A 16,343-nucleotide genomic window follows, 5' to 3' on the forward strand; every position below is an offset into this window, starting at 1 on the left:
TAAGTAAACCTTGTGTTGTTTAAATTACATTGATTATACAAAAATTTGGCTTTTGCTTATATTTTGAATAAATAAAAATATAATTTTGCTAGAAAAACATCTTTTAAATCTTTATTCCAATAGTCGTATAAGGATTATATAAAACATTCGCACCTGATTGAATTTTTACATTTCTTCTTTGTGTGAAATCTACTTCATAATCTCCTGGAAAATCTACAGAAAATTTTGCACAAATTACAGCTGCTTGTTCTATTACACTATCAGGTATAGTTTTTTTAGTGTTTTGTACAAATACATGAGAAGATGGTCTATCTTTTAAATGAAACCAAAAATCACTTGCTTTTGAATTTTTTAATAAAAATATATTTTCTCTTTCACTAGTTCCTAACATGATTTTATAACCTTCAAAAAAGAAGCTTTCATAAGGTTGGGCTTTTTTAGTTCTTTTTTGATTCTTTTCTTTTTTAGGATATAAGAATTCACACTCTTCAATATCTTTTGCATTTTCTAAACCATTAACCATTCGATAAAGAAACTCTAACTTTTCATCTAAGTTATCTTTTTCTAGTGAAATGTACTGAGCTTTTTGTTTAGCTTTTTTTGCTTTTTTAAATAAATCATTTGAGTATTTTGAAGGTGAAGCACTCTCTTCTAGAGATATTTCTACTTCTTCTCCTTTGTAATCAAATGTTGTAAAAGACTTCTGGTAGGCTTTTATATTATGTAAATTTGCTAAAATCAAATTTGCTTTTTCATATAAAGAGTTTGATTCTTCTTCTAACTCTTCTTTTTTAGCTAATGAACTTATTGTTTTTTCAAGTTTTTTGATTTTTTTCTTTATTTGTGAAATTTTTTGTTTCTTCAAATTTTCTAAATTCTTAGATTCTTTTTCTTCATAAATTTGATATAAATACTTTTCAATATCATCAACAACTTCCATTTTTGGAACAAAACTCTGTTTAGGGATTTCATCAAGCTTTATTCCAACTTTAACAACTCTACTTGATGAAAACTCATCAATATGTCTTAAAGCTTCAATTATAATTCTATTTTCATCTAAAATTACAATATTTGTATGCTTACCTGTAAATTCAAACTGTAAAATAGTTGTTAATTTTTTATATGATGAAGATGAATTTACATGTATATTTATAATCTTATCATCATTGTATAACTCAATTTTTTCTATTTTTGAGTTATAAAACCTTTTTTGTAAAGCAACATCAAAAGGAGCATTGAAATCTTTTTTAGAATTTAGTACTTTTTGTGATTTAAACACTGTACTAGAGCCTTTTGACATATCAAAATATATTATATTCCTATTATTAAATTCTATTATAATAGTATTATTGTCAATTCGCTTTATAAGCTTTATATTTTGCGTATTCTCTACTAAATACTCAACTAACTGTTTTAATAAAAAATACTTCACTATTACTCCACTTTTAACTAATATTATCAACTAAGATTTATTTTTATATGTATTAGATATAATTATAGCTAAATTTTCATTAGGAGATAAATATGAAGTTATTAAAAATCGCAATAGCTGGGTCATTAATTTTAGGAGTTTGTTCAACATCTTTATTCGCAGATGCAACAAAAGGTCAAAAACTATTTGTTAAAAAATATAAGGGTTCTTGTGGTTTCAGTGGTGATAAATTCGCAGCTAAACACTCTCAAGACGAATGGGAAACTATTATGGAGAGTGGTAAGTTTAAAGAAGAACTTCTTAAAATTTGTCCAAATGTAAAAGAAGCTGAAGTAAAAGACAAATGGATTCAACACTTATATGATTTTTCTTATAAATTCGCAAATGACTCAGGAAATGTTCCTGCTTGTTAATTCATAACTAAATCAAAAAAAAAGCTAATATCTTTTGATATTAGCTTTTTTTATGTCTAAATATTATAAGTTTTACTTATTTTATAAGTCTTCGTTAGCTTCTACTTTACAATCATTTACTTTACAATCTATATTTGCATCAAAATAGAATACGTCTTTACCTACTCTATCTTTTAACCCCAAGGCAACTTCTGCAGATTGCATTCCAGTATTACAATAAAGTACATATAATTTATCATCAGAGATTTGACTCATATCTATAATCTCTTTTTTATCATTTACTGCTACGTTTATCGCACCTTTTATATGTCCTTCTTTAAAACTTTCAGCTTTTCTAACATCTACTAATTGAACATTTTTTGGTAAATCGTTTAATACAACTTTTTCAAACCAATATTGATCAACCATTCCTTTATCTTGTCCTAGATAAATAGTTGCACCTTTAGCTTGATATTTTTCACCTTTAGCTTTTACTTCTTCTACAGCTTTTTCAACTTTTAATACCATACTTGGCATTTGCATCTCTTTCCACTTTGGATATCCACCTTTAAATACTACAACATTTGTATATCCAGCATTTTGTAAAAGAACTGCTAATTCATCTGACATTTCACATTTAATTCCATTACAATATGAAACTATCTTTGCATTCTTATCTTGTGGTAAGAAACCTTGCTTTGCTTTAAATTCTTTTACAGTAACGTTTAAAGAACCTAAAATTGTACCTCTTTTAAAAAGTTTTTCCGCTCTTGCATCAATGAATAATGCTTTCTTTGTTTCAAATAATTCTTTTGCTTTCGTAAAATCAATCACTTGTAAATCATTTGCTTTTACAAATGAAACTAAAATACACACCGCAAGAATTTTGCTAATTAAAGATTTCATAATTTCCCTTATTTTGATATTGAGATAATTATAGCTTAATTATTATAAAATTAATTCATATTAATATTATAAGTATTACTTATTTAAATGAATAAGAGTCCAACTTGTAGATAAGCTCTTCAGCAACTTCAATCATAGAAATATTTAATCTTTTGAAATCACTATTCTTAACTTTTACTAATAATTCATCATAAACATTTCCATAAGTATATAAAGAGAAGAAAATATATTCTTTCGAGCGAGATTCTTTGTTTAGTTCTTTAAACCAAAGAGCTAGAAGAGAAAAATATAGCATTGAAGGGTTGAATGTCTTTTTCTTTTCTAAAGATTTTGATATTTGTTTATTTATATAGTTATATCCATCTAAGACAGCTTTTACACGATAATGTTTCCTATTTTTCATATAATAATCACTAGATAAAGTTGCTTTATTAATTTCTTTTAGCATTACATCACTAATTTTATTAAATTTTTCTATCAATTCTTTATCAGTACCAGTGATGTTAATTTCTTCTTTATCTTTATATGAAAGAATTAAATCTTTACAAAACAATAGTAAGCTTTCTGTTTTTATTTTGGATAAGTTTAAAATCATACTTTATTGTAACCAAAATTTTATAAATTAACTTATAAGTAATTAAGTTTAAGTCTCTTTGCGATAAAATAAGCTAAATTTAATTAATGAAACTTATAAACAAAGGAAACTATTGGAACCAATAGGTGTATTAAAAGACGGTCAAATTTATGATCTTCAAACTGCTGAAGCTTTAAATATCGAAGGTGATATTATAAAGCAAGATAACTCCGCTGAATCTTTAGAGATTCTTAGACACTCATGTGCTCATATGATGGCTCAAGCTATTAAAGAGCTTTATCCTGATGCAAAATTTTTCGTAGGACCAGTTGTTACAGAAGGTTTCTACTATGACTTTAAAGTAGATGCTAAAATCACTGATGATGATTTAGTAACTATTGAAAAGAAAATGAAAGAAATTGCAAACAGAAAATTAAAAATAGAAAGATATGAGGCTACAAGAGAAGAAATTGTTACAAAATTCGCTGATGATGAATTAAAACAAGCTGTACTTTCAAAAATCACAGATGATACTTTAACTATGTATAAACAAGGTGATTTTGAAGACCTTTGTCGTGGCCCACATTTACCAACAACAGGAATGATTAGAGCATTTAAACTTACACGTGTTGCTGGTGCTTATCTTGGTGGTGATGAAGAAAACGAAATGATTACAAGAATTTATGGAATCGCATTCTTTGATAAAAAAGAATTAAATGATTACGTAAGAATGCTTGAAGAAGCAAAGAAAAGAGATCATAGAAAACTAGGAACAGAATTAGAACTATTTACATTCAATGAAGATGTAGGTGCTGGGTTACCATTATGGTTACCAAATGGTTCTAGACTTAGATCAAAGTTAGAGCATCTTTTATATAAAGCGCATAGAGTTAGAGGTTACGAACCAGTTCGTGGTCCAGAAATTTTAAAATCTGATATGTGGGATATATCTGGACATAATGCAAATTATGGTCAAAACATGTATTACACAGAGATTGATGGTCAACAATATGGAATGAAACCTATGAACTGTGTTGGTCATATTCAAATTTTTAAAAATGATTTAGTTTCATATAAAGACTTACCAAAAAAATTATTTGAATATGGTGTTGTACATAGACATGAAATGTCTGGAGCAATGCACGGATTATTTAGAGTTAGAGAATTTACTCAAGATGATGCACATATTTTCTGTACACCTTCACAAGTGAAAGAAGTAATCATTGATGTATTAGAATTTGTTGATTCATTAATGAAAACTTTTGATTTTGAATATGAAATGGAAGTTTCAACAAAACCTAAAAAAGCAATAGGTGATGATGAATTCTGGGAAACTACAACTAAAGGTATTATGGAAGCTTTAGATGAAGAAAACCTACCTTATGGAATTGATGAAGGTGGTGGAGCATTCTATGGACCTAAAATTGATATAAAAATTACAGATGCTATTGGAAGAAAATGGCAATGTGGTACAATACAAGTAGATATGAACTTACCTTCAAGATTTAATGTTGAGTATATCAATGATGAAGGGCATAAAGAACAACCAGTAATGATTCATAGAGCTATTTTAGGTTCATTTGAAAGATTTATTGGAATTTTAACTGAACACTGTGCTGGTGAATTTCCATTTGTTATTGCACCAACTCAAGTTATTTTTGTTCCAATTGCAGATACACATGTTGAATATGCAAAACAGTTACAAAAAGAGTTATTAGAAGATGAAATGGATTCTAAAATCTTTGATATGAACGAAAGTTTAAATAAAAGAATTAGAATGGCAGAAAAACAAAGAGTTCCTATGATTGTTGTTGTTGGTGATGAAGAAGTTCAAAATCAAACAATTGCATTAAGAAATAGAAGAACAAGAGAACAGTCTAACATGAGTAAAGATGAATTTATCTCAATGTTAAATGAAATTAAAAAAGGAAGCAGAATTTGAGTAGAGACAACAAAAAAAACAATGTAATAATGAATGAAGATATTAGAGCTACAGAAGTTAGATGTACAGCTGATGATGGAACTAATTATGGAATTATTTCAACAAGAGATGCACAACAAACAGCAGATGATTTAGGATTAGATTTAGTTTTAATTGCACCTGATGCAAAACCACCAGTTGCTAAAATCATGGATTATGGTAAATTTAAATACCAACAAGAAAAAAAGAAAAAAGAAGCTAGAAAAAATCAAAAAGTAATTGTTGTTAAAGAAATTAAACTTTCTGTAAAAATTGCTGATAATGATATTGGATATAAAGTAAAACACTCAAGAGAATTCTTAGAAGCTGGACACCATGTTAAGTTTAGAGTTTTCCTAAGAGGTAGAGAAATGGCAAATCCACAAGCAGGTATTGATGTACTTAAAAGAGTATGGCCAATGGTTGAAGATTTAGCGGTAATGGATAAAGAACCAAAACTTGAAGGAAGATATGTAAATATGATGGCTCTTCCTAAAAAAGATGAAAATCACAAATAATCAATAATTTATTAAAAAAGAAGAGACTCTACTCTCTCTTCTTTTAACTTTCAAAACTCCTTTAAAGATAATCTAAACAAAATTTAAGTATAATCCAAGACTTTTTCATTAATAAATGAAATTGCAAATTTAAAAAAGGATTTTTCAATGCCAAAGATGAAAACTAACAGTGGCGCTTTAAAGAGATTTAAAATCAAGAAAAATGGTTCTATTAAAAGAGGATCAGCTTTTAGAAGTCACATCTTAACAAAAATGTCTCAAAAGAGAAAAAGAAATCTTAGAGGACCACAAACTGTTGCAGAAGTGGATTCAACAAGAGTTAAAAGAATGTTAAACAAAGCGTAATCATTTATAATTGATTATTTAGTCCCTCCACAAAAGTGGAAAAGTTCAACAATTTTGTTGACACCTTATTATTTTTTAAAATAATGGTAAAGAAAGGAAATATACATGCCTAGAGTTAAAACTGGTGTAGTTAGAAGAAGAAGACATAAGAAAGTATTAAAAGCTGCTAGAGGATTTTTTAGTGGTAGAAGTAAGCATTTTAGAAAGGCCAAAGAGCAATTAGAACACTCAATGGTATATGCATACAGAGATAGAAGACAGAAAAAAAGAGATATTAGAAAGCTTTGGATTGTAAGAATCAATGCTGCTTGTAGATTAAATGATATCAACTATTCTAGATTCATGAACGGATTAAAAATAGCTGGAATTACTTTAGATAGAAAAATCTTAGCTGATATGGCTATGAATGATTATACATCATTTGTATCATTAGTTAATTCTGCAAAAGATGCATTAAAATAATTAAATTTGCATAAACTAAAAAAGGGATTGAAGTTTTCTTCAATCCCTTTTTTTATGTCTACTCTAAAGGCTCATTAGCCTCTATTTTACACTCTGTACCTTTACAATCAATATTTGCATCAAAATAGAATATTTCTGATAAATCTATCTTTGCATCTTTTAATTTACTCCATGCTTCAATTGACCTCCCTCCAGCAGTACAATTAAATACAATTGTTTTATCTTTTGGAAGTTTTGCAAAAAATTCTTGTGCTTTAAATTTTTCTGCTTCAATATTGATTGAACCTTTTAAATGACCTGATTTAAACTCTTCTGGAGCTGTTACATCAACTATTTGGATATAAGATGGAACTTTATCCTCTAATACTAGTTTCTTAAACCATTCTCCATCAACTGAGCCTTCGTCTACTCCTAGTTTTAAGCCATTATTACTGAATTCTTTCTTTTTAACTTCTGCTGTTGCTTTTACTTTTTTTGTTTGAGCTGTAGTGGCTAAACCTAATTTTTTCCATGTTGGAAGACCAGCAGAGTAAACAGATACATTTTTATAGTCTAATGAAATTAATTTTTTTGCAACTATATGTGATTTAACACATTTAAATCCACCGCAAAAAATAATTATCTTCTCATCTTTGCTTACAGGAAATCTTCCCTTTAACTTATCAAGTTTTGTATCTGGAATAGAAATAGCTCCAGGAACTGTTTCTTGTAAAAATTTTTTATATGGTCTTGCATCTATAATTAAACTTGAGTTATTTTTATAAGCAGCTTGTAATACAACTGTATCAATCTCTTTATAACTCTTCTTAATCCATTCCGGTTCACCTGCTGGATAAACTTTTACATTAGTAAAACCTTTTTTAATTAACATCGCAGCAACTTTTGGACTTTTAGCACATTTATATCCACCACAATATACTATTAATTCTTTTTCTTTAGATGTATCTTTTAATAAAGATACATACTCATCAAATTTAGTATCTGGAATATTCATACTTGAAGGAATAGTACCCTTCTTATACTTTGCTTCTGGTCTTGCATCAATTAAGATTGCTTTTGCACTACTTCGAGTACCCTTTGCAATTATTTTATTAACATAATCAAAAGTTACACTTTCTAAATTATATTTATTAATTAAAGACTGAACCTTTTGATTTGGTTGACTTAAAGTATTTTCTGAGCTGTTAGCTAAAGAACCAGTTGATAATAATCCTATTAGAGCAATACTTGCTAGAAATTTATTTGTTTTCATATTTCTCCTTCTATTATACTTCTTATATTAAATTATATAACTATTAGGATTTAAAAATGAAATTTATTTGTATTTTTTAGTGAAAAGTTTTATGATTCCTCTAGGAATCAAAAATAATATATATATAATAAGAGTAAATATTAAAGGATGAAAAGATCCAAAACCATAAGCACCTGAATTTTCCAATGCTGCAATTTGTTTAAGAGGATAATCAAGAAATTCTTGGTAATGCATAATAATAGTAAGTACAAAGAAGATACCTACTATTATAAAGAGTTCTTTTTTCATAGAATAATTAATTAAAAACTATGCTTTACCTGACAACATTCCATATTGTGTCATTGGTTTAAGCATATAAACTTTTAGTAACCACCAAATATATCTCTCTTGAGTTGGATCTAAAGGAAATGAAGGTGTCGGTTTTTTAGTCCAATCAAACTCTGCTAACATAACTTTTCCAATATCAGTAATTAAAGGACACACAGTATAACCTGCGTATTTTGCATTTAATTCTTTACCTTCCATAGCAGCAATTAAGTTATCAACTAAAACTTTATATTGTTTTCTTACACTTCCACCTGTTTTACCCATAGGAACAGCTGCGATATCACCAAGTGAAAAGATATTTTTATATTTAACATGCTGAAGAGTTTCTTTATTAACAGGAACCCAACCTTTTCCAGAACCAACCGCAGAGCTGCCTATTTCATCTGGTGCTTTCATTGGAGGTGTGATATGCATAAAATCAAATGGTACTTCAACTTCTTGATGTTTTGTAATCATTGAATACTCTTCTAAGTCTTCATCATAAGGACCTTTTTCATCCCATCTTTTATCAAATATTGCCGTTTTATTTTGAATATCAACAGTAGTTAAATTATGTTTGTAATTCCATTTAAAATCTCTTGCTTCGAATTGTTTTACAATAGCATCATGATATTCTTTAACACTAAACATTTTGCCACTATTTACATAATAAGTTAATTCAGCATTATCTCTTGCACCTGCTTCTACTAATCTAGAATTTGTTAAATACATGATTTTCTTTGGAGCTCCACCACATTTAATGGCTGTATCTGGATGTGAAAAAATACCTTTAACTTTTTCTCCATTTTTAGCTTTATCAACAAATTTTTGCATTTGTGTCCAAGTTTCAGTAGCAGTGTCAATATTATACATAGATGTGATTCCAGAATCACCAAAGGCTTTTAATATTTTTGAAGCATCACCTGCAGTATAAGCATCACCAACTTCTTCTAAACCTTTAATTCTCCCAAAGTCTAAAGTAAGTCCTGCTGCAATAATTAGGAAATCATAAGAGAGTGTTTCTCCAGAACCTAATACTACTTTATTTGCATCTGGATTGAATTCAACGGCTTTATCTTTTATAAGTTTTACACCAGCTGGTAAGAAATCTTTTGTATTATAAACAATATCAGATTTTTCATAAACACCACTTGCCACTAATGTAGTTCCTGCTTGATATGAAACTGAATTACTAAGAGGTTCAACAATTGTAATATCAGGTGTTGTTAAAGAACTTGATAGTCTAGCAGCTGTTGACATACCTGCAAGACCTCCACCAATAATTAAGATTTTACCTTTTGCTTCACTAGCTTGTGCAACAGTAGCTGCTTGTGCTTCGCTTGTTCCACCCATTAAATATGCAGCAGAACCAAGACCAGCTAATTTAAATGCTTCTCTTCTTGAAATTCCAATTTTTTTAATTTCCGAATCAACTAATTCTAATGCGTCATCTAATTCATTTTTTGCCATTTGACTTCCTTAAGCTTATTTATTCTATAAAATAGCATAGCAAATTTTACTTAATAAGAAACTTTAATATAGCTAAATAGTATATTTTATTTATTTGATTTACTTATAATACTCATTGCTTTGTTATATTCATCTTTATTGTTCAGATTAATAAATTCATCCTCATTTATAAAATCTATATATTTAGTCTTATTGTTTTTAAGTAAATACCCTATCTTATGGATGTCTTTTGATAACATTTGCTTAACTTCATCTAATAAATTTGTAGAAAAAACACCACATAAATTGTGTGTTCTTTGTGTTTGTGCAACACAAATATCACTATTAATTGATTCATTTATTAATCTAGAAATTGACTCAATTGTAACTAATGGTGTATCAACTGTAATTATAAATACTTTTGATGATTTAATTGTCTTAAAAATAGTTTCTAAAGCAATTAGAGGTGAAAAAACATCACCTTTATCTAAAACAAGATATTTATCTTTATTGAAATCAAAATCAAATTTATCCACCTTTGAAGATAAATAAATTTCATTAAAGTGAGGTTTTAGTTTGTTGTATTGATATTGTGTTAGTGAGTTTGAGTTTGAAAAAGGAAGAAGGGATTTATCTTCTCCCATTCTTCTACTTTGACCACCACATAAAATTACACATGGAATTTTAAATGGCTTAATCATTTTTATAAACCTCTAGGGTCTGTAATATATCCAGAAATTGCAGAAGCAGCGGCTACTGCAGAGTTAGCTAAATAAATTTTTGAAGACCTAGAACCCATTCTACCTACAAAGTTTCTATTTGTTGTAGAAATACAAACTTCATCATCTCCTAAAATTCCCATATATCCACCTAAACATGCTCCACATGTAGGATTAGATACAACACCACCTGCATCAACTAAAATATCAATATATCCGGCTTTTGTAGCATCTCTTAGGATTTTTTGAGTTCCTGGAGTTAAGATAAGTCTTGCATGTCGTGCAACTTTTTTACCTTCTAAAATCTCAGCAGCAACTTTAAAATCAGATAGTCTTCCATTTGTACAAGACCCAATAAATATTTGATCAACTTTAATTTCATCAGATACAGCTTTTGAAACTGAATGACCATTTGATGGTAAGAAAGGATATGCAATAACAGGCTCTAATTTATCAGTATCAATTTCGATTACTCTTGTGTAAACTGCATCTTCATCTGAATAATGAATTTTAGGTTCAGCTCTTAATCCACCATTTAATTCAGCTGTTTGCTCTAAGAATTCTTTTGTAACATCATCATATGCAACAATACCATTTTTAGCACCTGCTTCAATTGCCATATTACAAAGACTAAATCTATCATCCATTGATAAGTATTGTATTGCTTCACCAGTAAATTCTAAAGTTTTATATAAAGCACCATCAACACCTAAAATTCTAATGATTTCTAGAATTAAATCTTTTCCAGTAATTTGATCTGCTGGCTTACCTTTAAAAACAACTTTAATAGCTTCAGGAACTTTAAACCAGTTGCCACCTGTAATCATTCCAAATGAAATATCAGTAGAACCCATACCAGTTGAAAATGCACCAAGTCCACCATGTGTACATGTATGAGAATCTGCACCAATGATAACATCACCTGGTAACACTAAACCTTTTTCAGGTAATAATGCATGTTCAATTCCCATATCTTTTTCATCAAAGAAATATTTTAAATCATGTTTAATCGCAAAATCTCTTGAAATTTTTGCTTGATTTGCAGATGCAATATCTTTAGCAGGAATAAAGTGATCAAGTACAATTGCAAAACCTTCTGGGTTTGCTAATTTTTTAAAACCACCATCTTCAAATGCTTTAATAGAAATAGGAGTTGTAATATCATTCCCAATTACCATATCAATTGGACTTCTTACTATCTCACCTGCAAAAACTTCACGTCCTACATGTTCACTAAAAATTTTTTCTGTTATTGTTTGACCCATATTTATCTCTTCCTATAAATTTTATAATATTAATTTTCGCCATTATAGCTAATTATATTTTAAGCTTTCAAATTTCTTTTTAACTCTTTTGTTTACGCTCTTTCATCCACTGTTTAATTTGAGTATAAATAATTATTGCAACTGCAATGTTTATAAGTACATCTGAAATATTAAATATTGCAAACTCAAAACCATAATGCCAATAAAAGTAATCAACAACTCCACCATAAGTAAATCTATCTAAAATATTAGATAAGCCTCCTACAAATAGTAAAGTAATTGCAAACCAATACTCTTTAAATACTTCTTTATTTTTTAATAAATATATAAAACCTGCAACTACCATAGCTAATTGAATATACTTTAAATATTGTGCTAAAAAAGAGAACATTGAAAAAGCAACTCCATAGTTATATGCCAAATGCAATGACATATAAGGACCTTTCACATTCCAATCGAAATTTGCAAATCCAAATTTTATAACTTGGTCAATTGAAAATAGTACAACAAATATTATGACTGATAAAACTACTTGTGTTTTCATAAAACTTTTTTAAAAAATGCTTTTAAAGTTTCCATTCCTACTTCAACATCTTTTTTATTTTTACCTTCTAAAAGAAGTCTGATTTTATTTTCAGTCCCAGAATATCTAATTAAATCTCTCATACCTTTTTGTCTTAAAGGTTTAACTAATTCTTCTAAGCCTTCAATTTCTTCTAATGGTATTTTTTCACTAACTTTCATATTATGTAAGATTTGAGGATATAGTTCAAATGGATTTAATACTTCACTTGCTTTCTTTTTTGATTTTAAAATTAATGCTAAAACTTGCAGTGCAGAAGCTAATCCATCTCCAGTTTTTGCAGCATCTGAGAAAATAATATGTCCACTTTGCTCACCACCAAAATTAATACCTTCTTTTTTCATAACTTCAAGAACGTATTTATCTCCAACGTTTGATCTATGTAATTTAATCTTATCTTTTTCTAAATAATCTTCTAAAGCTTTATTAGACATTACTGTTGCAACACAACCATTGCCTTGTAATAGTTTCTCATCTTTTAAATATTTACAAAGTGCACCTATTAATTTATCACCATCAACTACATCACCATTTTCATCAACAACTACAAGTCTGTCAGCATCACCATCTAAAGCTAAACCAACATCAGCTCTATACTCGCGTACAAGTTTAGCAACATTTTCAGGATGCATTGCTCCACAGTTTTCATTAATATTAAAACCATTTGGTTTATTATTTATTGTAATTACATCCGCACCTAATTCTTCTAAAATAGTTGGTCCTACTTTATATGCTGCTCCATTTGCACAATCAAGAACTATTCTTAATCCATGCAAAGACAAATCTTTAGGAAATGAACTTTTAATTGAAACAATATATCTTCCAATTACATCATCAATTCTTTTTGATGCTCCAATATTTCTTCCTGTTACTTGCTCAGAAATCATGGCGTCATTATCATTAAAAATTTCTTCTATTTTCTTTTCACATTCAACGTTTAATTTATTACCATGGTTATCAAAGAATTTAATTCCATTATCTTCATAAGGATTATGTGAAGCAGAAATCATAATACCTGCATCACATCTCATACTCTCTGTTAAATATGCAATTGCAGGAGTTGGCATCGGACCTATTTGTATTACATCATACCCTACTGCTGTAAGACCACTTACAAGAGCATTTTCAATCATATATCCACTTCTTCTAGTATCTTTTCCAACAAGAATTCTTTTTGTTGTTGAATGTTTCCTAAAATAAATACCTGCGGCTTTTGCTAATTTTAATACAGTCATTGCATCTAAAAAAGTACCAGCCTCTCCTCTAACTCCATCTGTTCCGAATAGTTTCATTAAATCTTCCTAAAATTAAACTTGTTTTAAGTTGCTTTGGGTAACATTCTACCCTTAAAAATTTTACAAAGAGGTTAAATAAAATGGCAAATCATAAATCAGCTGAAAAAAGAGCTAGACAAACAATCGTTAAGACTGAAAGAAATAGATTCTACAAAACAAGAATCAAAAATGTTACTAAAGCAGTAATCACTGCAATCGAAGCTGCAGACAAAGATGCTGCATCTACTGCAATGAAAACAGCAAACAAATATTTACACCATTGTGTATCTAAAGGTATCCTTAAAAAGGGAACTGCTGCAAGAAAAGTATCTAGATTACAAACTGCAGTTAACGCAATATAATTTTATTGTAAATTAAATAATAGATTATGCTACAAGACAAACTACAGCCTTTTATTAATAGATCTGAAGAAATTAATGAATTATTAATTTCTCCAGATATCACTAGTGATATAAAGAGAATGACTGAACTTTCAAAAGAACAGTCAAATATTGCTCCAATTGTTAATAAAGCTAAAGAGTACATCCAATTAATTGAAGATATAGAAGAGAATAAAATGCTTCTTGATGATTCAGAATTAGGTGAACTTGCAAAAGAAGAGCTGAAAGACTTGGAGCCTAGAAAACCAGAATTAGAAGAAGAAATTAAATTTCTAATGATTCCTAAAGACCCTAATGACGATAAAAATATCTATTTAGAGCTTAGAGCTGGTGCTGGTGGTGATGAAGCTGCTATCTTTGTTGGTGACCTTTATAGAGGTTACCTAAGATATGCAGAAAATAATGGCTGGAAAGTTGAAGTTATGAACACTAATGATAGTGAATCAGGTGGATACAAAGAAGTTGTAATTCTTATAAAAGGTGACCTTGTATACTCGAAATTAAAATTCGAGAGTGGTACACATAGAGTTCAACGAGTTCCTGCAACTGAATCACAAGGTAGAGTTCATACATCAGCAATTACAGTAGCAGTTATGCCTGAAGTTGACGATGTAGAAATCGATATTGATCCAAATGATCTTAAAATTGATGTTATGAGAGCTAGTGGAAATGGTGGACAATCTGTAAATACTACAGATTCAGCGGTTAGAATCACTCACCTTCCTACAGGACTTGTAGTAACAAATCAAGATCAAAAATCTCAACATAAGAATAAAGATAAAGCTATGAAAGTTTTAAAAGCTAGACTTTATGATTTAGAAATGAATGAGAAAATGGAAAAAGAAGGTGCTGACAGAAAAGAACAAGTTGGTACTGGAGATAGAAGTGGAAGAATTAGAACTTATAATTATCCACAAAATAGAGTAAGTGATCACAGAATTAATTTAACTCTGTATCGTTTAGACTATATTATGAATGACGGTTTATTTGATGAAGTAATTGATCCTCTTATTGCTGATCATCAATCTAAACTAATTGAGGCTAATGGATTATAATCCATTAGTTTTCTTTTTTTTTATACCTACTGCAAATGATTAAATTAAATCAAACATATACACACTACAAAAACAAACAATCATATATAACAATAAACTTTTGTAAAATCCAAGAAAATGATATTTGGGTTAAAGCTGTTATATATAAACCTGATGATTGTGATGAAATGTTTGTAAGAGAATACAAAGAGTTTGAAGAAAAGTTTATTCTAAAACCTTAAAACCCCTGCTAAATAAATACGTAACCAAATTGTAATCAATACATATTAAACTTCCAACATAAAAATTATTACGGAGAACAATATGTCAATCAAGAAAACATCAATTGCTTTATTAGCAAGTGCAACTTTAACAATGAGTTTAAGTGCAAGAGATCAAATTAAAATCGTTGGATCATCAACTGTATATCCATTTTCATCTTCAGTAGCTGAAGAATTTGGTGCAACTACAAAGTTTCCTACTCCTGTTGTTGAATCAACTGGTTCAGGTGGTGGAATGAAACTGTTTTGTGCTGGAAATGATTTAAATACTCCAGATATTACAAATGCATCAAGAAGAATGAAAGCAAAAGAATTTAAAATGTGTGAAAAAAATGGAGTAACTGATATTACAGAATCTGTAATTGGTTATGATGGTATTGCATTTTCACAATCAATATCAAATGCACCATTTGATATTTCTAAAAAGAATTTAGCATTAGCAGTTGCAAAAGAAGTTCCATCAAAAGATGGAAAATCATTAATTGCAAACCCATACAAAAAATGGTCAGATATAGATGCTTCTTTACCTTCAAGAGAAATTATTGTTTATGGACCACCAAAATCTTCAGGAACTAGAGATGCATTTGAAGAACTTGTAATGCAAAGTACTTTCAAAAAAATGCCTCTTTATACAGATCTTTATAAAGCTGATAAAAAAGCAAATAAAAAATATAAAAAATACTCTATAGTAAGAACTGATGGTGTATATGTTGAGTCTGGTGAAAATGATAACTTAATTGTTCAAAAACTAGAAAAAAACAAAAATGCATTTGGTGTATTTGGATTCTCTTTCTTAGTTGAAAACGATGATAAAGTTCAAGGTGCTACAATTGATGGTGTTAAACCAACTCCTGAGAATATTTCATCTTCAAAATACCCAGTATCTAGATCATTATTCTTCTATATTAAAAACTCTCATTCAAAAGAAGTACCTGCTATGAATAAATATGTTGATTTATTTATGTCTGAGAAAATGATTGGTGAAGATAGTATCTTAGGTGAAATTGGTTTAATTGCTTTACCTACAGAAGCTAGAAATAAAATCAGAGAAAGTGTTTCTAAAAGAAGTAAATTAACTTTAGCTGACTTATCTGCTAAACACTAAATAAAAACAAAGAAAGCAGTTTTAAACTGCTTTCTTTTATTCATAAATATCACTCTAAACTCCCTATTTAAAATACTTTTATAAA

General features: G+C 28.8%; 18 protein-coding genes. 9 read left to right on the forward strand and 9 right to left on the reverse strand.

Annotation, left to right across the window (positions count from 1 at the left end):
• Positions 1 to 103: 103 nt before the first annotated feature.
• A complete protein-coding gene (locus D3Z07_RS08845; protein WP_122893662.1) occupies positions 104 to 1,432 on the reverse strand; it encodes an NFACT RNA binding domain-containing protein in 1,329 nt (442 codons plus the stop codon).
• Positions 1,433 to 1,524: 92 nt separating this feature from the next.
• On the opposite strand from D3Z07_RS08845, the gene D3Z07_RS08850 reads away from it, so the two are divergent.
• Entirely contained in the window at positions 1,525 to 1,845 is a 321-nt protein-coding gene (locus tag D3Z07_RS08850; protein ID WP_076083274.1) for a cytochrome C, read from the forward strand.
• Positions 1,846 to 1,926: 81 nt separating this feature from the next.
• Here the strand turns inward: D3Z07_RS08850 and D3Z07_RS08855 are convergent, their stop codons facing one another.
• Entirely contained in the window at positions 1,927 to 2,730 is an 804-nt protein-coding gene (locus D3Z07_RS08855) for a rhodanese-like domain-containing protein (RefSeq protein ID WP_122893663.1), read from the reverse strand.
• Between the two features lie 79 nt (positions 2,731 to 2,809).
• Entirely contained in the window at positions 2,810 to 3,283 is a 474-nt protein-coding gene (locus D3Z07_RS08860; protein ID WP_228200534.1) for a hypothetical protein, read from the reverse strand.
• A 154-nt stretch (positions 3,284 to 3,437) separates the two neighbouring features.
• Here D3Z07_RS08860 and thrS point away from each other — a divergent pair, with 154 nt between their 5' ends.
• From thrS to rplT, 4 genes are all read left to right on the forward strand, one after another.
• Positions 3,438 to 5,246: a threonine--tRNA ligase gene (gene thrS / locus D3Z07_RS08865; RefSeq protein ID WP_122893665.1), complete on the forward strand. Its 1,809-nt coding sequence runs from the start codon at positions 3,438 to 3,440 to the stop codon at positions 5,244 to 5,246.
• Positions 5,243 to 5,782 (forward strand): translation initiation factor IF-3, encoded by a 540-nt coding sequence (infC, locus tag D3Z07_RS08870; protein ID WP_076083262.1) that lies wholly within the window; start codon positions 5,243 to 5,245, stop codon positions 5,780 to 5,782. The genes thrS and infC overlap by 4 nt, the downstream gene beginning before the upstream one ends.
• Positions 5,783 to 5,929: 147 nt before the next feature.
• Positions 5,930 to 6,127, forward strand: a complete 198-nt coding sequence (rpmI, locus tag D3Z07_RS08875; protein WP_076083259.1) for a 50S ribosomal protein L35 — start codon at positions 5,930 to 5,932, stop codon at positions 6,125 to 6,127.
• 105 nt (positions 6,128 to 6,232) lie between these two features.
• Complete coding sequence (gene rplT, locus D3Z07_RS08880; RefSeq protein WP_076083257.1) at positions 6,233 to 6,589, forward strand: 50S ribosomal protein L20; 357 nt, start codon at positions 6,233 to 6,235, stop codon at positions 6,587 to 6,589.
• Positions 6,590 to 6,647: 58 nt separating this feature from the next.
• On the opposite strand, the gene D3Z07_RS08885 is transcribed toward rplT, so the two are convergent.
• The 6 genes from D3Z07_RS08885 to glmM all read right to left on the reverse strand — a co-directional run bounded on the left by D3Z07_RS08885 (position 6,648) and on the right by glmM (position 13,455).
• Positions 6,648 to 7,841: a rhodanese-like domain-containing protein gene (locus D3Z07_RS08885; RefSeq protein WP_122893666.1), complete on the reverse strand. Its 1,194-nt coding sequence runs from the start codon at positions 7,839 to 7,841 to the stop codon at positions 6,648 to 6,650.
• Positions 7,842 to 8,147: 306 nt separating this feature from the next.
• Positions 8,148 to 9,617: an NAD(P)/FAD-dependent oxidoreductase gene (locus D3Z07_RS08895; RefSeq protein WP_076083250.1), complete on the reverse strand. Its 1,470-nt coding sequence runs from the start codon at positions 9,615 to 9,617 to the stop codon at positions 8,148 to 8,150.
• 86 nt (positions 9,618 to 9,703) lie between these two features.
• Positions 9,704 to 10,297: a molybdenum cofactor guanylyltransferase MobA gene (gene mobA, locus D3Z07_RS08900; protein ID WP_076083248.1), complete on the reverse strand. Its 594-nt coding sequence runs from the start codon at positions 10,295 to 10,297 to the stop codon at positions 9,704 to 9,706.
• Between the two features lie 2 nt (positions 10,298 to 10,299).
• Positions 10,300 to 11,580, reverse strand: coding sequence for a 3-isopropylmalate dehydratase large subunit (locus D3Z07_RS08905; RefSeq protein ID WP_076083246.1), 1,281 nt, complete (start codon positions 11,578 to 11,580; stop codon positions 10,300 to 10,302).
• A gap of 79 nt (positions 11,581 to 11,659) precedes the next feature.
• Positions 11,660 to 12,124, reverse strand: a complete 465-nt coding sequence (gene lspA, locus D3Z07_RS08910) for a signal peptidase II (RefSeq protein ID WP_122893667.1) — start codon at positions 12,122 to 12,124, stop codon at positions 11,660 to 11,662.
• A complete protein-coding gene (glmM, locus tag D3Z07_RS08915; RefSeq protein WP_076083242.1) occupies positions 12,121 to 13,455 on the reverse strand; it encodes a phosphoglucosamine mutase in 1,335 nt (444 codons plus the stop codon). Before glmM ends, lspA begins: the two co-directional genes overlap by 4 nt.
• 83 nt (positions 13,456 to 13,538) lie before the next feature.
• Between glmM and rpsT the strand changes: the two genes are divergently transcribed.
• The 4 genes from rpsT (at position 13,539) to D3Z07_RS08935 (ending at position 16,258) form a co-directional block, all read left to right on the forward strand.
• Complete coding sequence (gene rpsT, locus D3Z07_RS08920) at positions 13,539 to 13,799, forward strand: 30S ribosomal protein S20 (protein ID WP_076083240.1); 261 nt, start codon at positions 13,539 to 13,541, stop codon at positions 13,797 to 13,799.
• 26 nt (positions 13,800 to 13,825) lie between these two features.
• A complete protein-coding gene (gene prfA, locus D3Z07_RS08925; protein WP_122893668.1) occupies positions 13,826 to 14,893 on the forward strand; it encodes a peptide chain release factor 1 in 1,068 nt (355 codons plus the stop codon).
• Positions 14,894 to 14,928: 35 nt separating this feature from the next.
• Positions 14,929 to 15,114, forward strand: coding sequence for a DUF1653 domain-containing protein (locus D3Z07_RS08930; protein ID WP_122893669.1), 186 nt, complete (start codon positions 14,929 to 14,931; stop codon positions 15,112 to 15,114).
• 88 nt (positions 15,115 to 15,202) lie between these two features.
• The gene (locus tag D3Z07_RS08935) at positions 15,203 to 16,258 is read left to right on the forward strand and encodes a substrate-binding domain-containing protein (RefSeq protein ID WP_407641346.1); all 1,056 of its coding nucleotides are present in this window, start codon (positions 15,203 to 15,205) and stop codon (positions 16,256 to 16,258) included.
• Positions 16,259 to 16,343: the final 85 nt, after the last annotated feature.

Source organism: Arcobacter peruensis, assembly GCF_003711085.1.
Lineage (GTDB): Bacteria > Campylobacterota > Campylobacteria > Campylobacterales > Arcobacteraceae > Poseidonibacter > Poseidonibacter parvus.